General features: G+C 70.4%; 3 protein-coding genes and 1 pseudogene. All 4 read left to right on the top strand.

Features of this window, described 5'->3' with window-relative positions:
- Nucleotides 1-343 (top strand): annotated as a pseudogene (locus tag A5663_RS06915) (molybdopterin molybdenumtransferase MoeA); the annotation flags it as partial.
- A gap of 12 nt (nucleotides 344-355) precedes the next feature.
- Nucleotides 356-1,084, top strand: coding sequence for a phosphatidylserine decarboxylase (locus A5663_RS06920; RefSeq protein WP_068145760.1), 729 nt, complete (start codon nucleotides 356-358; stop codon nucleotides 1,082-1,084).
- Nucleotides 1,081-1,941 carry a CDP-diacylglycerol--serine O-phosphatidyltransferase gene (gene pssA, locus A5663_RS06925; RefSeq protein WP_197503321.1) on the top strand — a complete coding sequence of 287 codons (861 nt, stop codon included), beginning with the start codon at nucleotides 1,081-1,083 and terminating at the stop codon, nucleotides 1,939-1,941. Before A5663_RS06920 ends, pssA begins: the two co-directional genes overlap by 4 nt.
- The coding region (locus tag A5663_RS06930) for an AAA family ATPase (protein WP_156744377.1) at nucleotides 1,934-3,050 on the top strand (1,117 nt) is incomplete at its 3' end. The genes pssA and A5663_RS06930, both read left to right, overlap by 8 nt.

Below are 3,050 nucleotides of genomic sequence, written 5' to 3' on the forward strand. Positions count from 1 at the left end.
GGACGGCACGCCGATCATCACGCTGCCCGGCAATCCGGTGAGCGCGCTGGTGTCGTTCGAGGTGTTCATCCGCGCGCCGCTGCGCGCCGCGATGGGACTGCCCCATCCCGACCGTCCACGCCGCACCGCCGTGCTGACCGAGGACGTCAACTCGCCGCGCGGCAAAAGGCAGTTCCGCCGCGGCGTGCTCGACGCGCGCGCGGGGACAGTGACCAGCTACGGACCGCCCGCGTCTCATCATCTGCGCTGGCTGGCGTCGGCGAACTGCCTGCTGGAGATCACCGAGGACGTCGATGCACTTGCCGCAGGCTCACAAGTGCAGGTGTGGGACCTCGGCCCGTAGAATCGCTGCACGATGGCCAGACGCCCCGACCTGAAATCCGGCCCCGCGCGGCTCTTGGCGCTGGCCCGTACCACCATCCCGCCGATGCACCCGGCCGGTTTGCCGTTCGTCGGTGCCAGCCTGGCGGCCGCGGTGCTGGGGCGCAGAAACAGGTGGCTGCGCGGCGCCGCCCTGACGTCGGCCGCCGCCAACGCGGCGTTCTTCCGGCACCCGCCGCGGGTGCCACCGACGCGGCCGAACCTCGTCGTGGCGCCGGCCGACGGCCTGATCTGCCTGATCGAGGAGGCGTTGCCGCCGGCCGAACTCGGTTTACCCGCAACGCCGTTGCCGCGCATCAGCATCTTCCTGTCAATCTTCGACGCGCACGTGCAGCGGGCCCCGGTCGGCGGCGAGGTCGTCGCCGTCGAACACCGGCCGGGATTGTTCGGCTCGGCCGAACTCGAAGCGGCCAGCGAGGACAACGAGCGCAACAGCGTGCTGATCCGCACCGCAGACGGCGTCGAGGTGATCGGCGTGCAGATCGCGGGGCTGGTGGCGCGGCGCATCGTGTGCGAGGCCAAGGTGGGCGACAAGCTGGCGCTCGGGCAGACCTACGGGCTGATCCGCTACGGCTCGCGCCTGGACACCTACCTGCCCGCGGGCTCGAACATCCTGGTGGCGACGGGACAGCGCGCGCTGGCGGGCGAGACGGTATTGGCCGAGGTGCAGCCCGATGTCGCCGGCCGGGCGGCTCCGGCGTGATCCGGCCCCGCATCAAACGCTCCGTGGTGAGCCTGCGCATCCTGCCCAGCGCGATGACGGTCGCCGCGATCTGCCTCGGCCTGAGCGCGGTCAAGATGGCATTGGACGGGCGGCCGACCGAGGCGATGGCGTTCCTGGCGGTCGCGGCGATCCTCGACGCGCTCGACGGGCGGATCGCCCGCGCACTCGGCGCCACGTCACGCATGGGCGAGGAGATCGACTCGCTGGCCGACGCCGTGAACTTCGGTGTCGCACCGGCTTTCATCGTCTACGGCACACTGCTGTCGCACTCGCGGGTCGGCTGGATGGTGGTGCTGGTGTACGCGGTGTGCATCGTGCTGCGGTTGGCCCGGTTCAACGCGATGCTCGAGGTCGACAAGCCGGCCTACGAGAAGAAGTACTTCGTCGGCATGCCCGCTCCGGCGGGCGCGATCGGCGCGATCGGTCCGTTGGCCGCCAAGATGCAGTTCGGCGAAGGCTGGTGGACATCCGAACCCGCCGTGGTGATCTGGATGGTGGGCGTCTCGCTGCTGGTGGTCAGCACGATCCCGATGCGCAAGATCCACACGTTCTCGGTGCCGCCCAACATGGTCGCGCCGCTGCTGGCGCTCGTGGCGATCGGCGTTGCGGCCGCGATCCTCTACGGCTACATCGTGATCCTGATCATCATCGGCGCCTACGTCGTACACATTCCGTTCGCGATCCGGACCCGCCGCTTTCTGGCTGCGCACCCTGAGGTCTGGGATGACAAACCGCGCCAGCAACGGGCGGCGCGGCGGGCGATCCGCCGGGCTCAGCCACACCGCCGGTCCGTGATGCGACTCGGACTGCGCAGGCCCGGTTCTCGTCATGACTGAACTGCGGACCGATCGACCGGTCCCCCGGCATCAGCTTGCCCTGACCGCACGGTTGAACACCTCGGCGCTGGACTCCCGGCGCGGCGTGGTCCGACTGCACCCCGAAGCCATTGCCGCGCTGGGCATCCGCGAGTGGGATGCGGTGTCTCTGACCGGTTCGCGCACCACTGCCGCCGTGGTCGGCGAGGCACCGGCCGGTGTCCCGGCGGGCACCGCACTGCTCGACGACGTCACGCTTTCCAATGCCGGGCTGCGCGAGGACACCACCGTCCTCGTGGCACCGGTCACGGTCTACGGTGCGCGATCGGTCACCCTGTCCGGGTCGCGGCTGGCGAGCCAGTCGATCTCGCCCGCCACGCTGCGACAAGCGTTGCTGGGCAAGGTGATGACGGTCGGCGACACCGTGTCGCTGCTACCGCGGGAACTCGGGCCCGACATCCCTTCGTCGCGTGCCACGGCCGCGCTGGCGTCGTCGGTGGGTATCACGTGGACGTCCGAACTGTTGACGGTGACCGGCACCGATCCCGCGGGACCCGTGAGCGTGCAACCCAATTCGGCAGCATGCTGGAGAGACGCGTCGGCCGGCGGGACGGTCGCGCCGACTCCGAACGCGACCACCGGTCAGGCGGTGGTGACCGCCCCGAAGACGTCGCGACCCGCGCTCGCTCTCGACGACCTCAAGGGCGCCCAAGCCGAGGCTCAGCGGCTGACCGAATGGCTCAAGCTCGCGCTCGACCAACCGGAACTGCTCGAAAAGCTCGGTGCCACAGCGAATCTCGGGGTACTGGTGTCCGGGCCCGCCGGTGTCGGCAAAGCCGCGATGGTGCGCGCGGTGTGCGCCGACCGACGGCTGGTCGAACTCGACGGGCCGGAGGTGGGCTCGTTGCGCGCCGAGGACCGGTTGGCCAGTGTGGCGTCGGCGGTGGCGACGGCGCGCGACGGTGGCGGCGTGCTGCTGATCACCGACGTCGACGCATTGCTGCCGTCGACCGCCGAACCAGTGGCCACGCTGATCCTCACCGAGCTCCGAAACGCCGTCGCCACCCCCGGCGTCGCGTTCGTCGCGACGTCACAGCAGCCCGACAACGTCGACCCGCGACTGCGGGCCC

The sequence above is a fragment of the Mycobacterium sp. E740 genome, assembly GCF_001672895.1.
Classification (GTDB): domain Bacteria; phylum Actinomycetota; class Actinomycetes; order Mycobacteriales; family Mycobacteriaceae; genus Mycobacterium.

Bases quoted from the DNA above. Each gene is read 5' to 3' on its own strand.
- A5663_RS06920 (WP_068145760.1), top strand. From the start codon at position 356: ATGGCCAGACGCCCCGACCTGAAATCCGGCCCCGCGCGGCTCTTGGCG.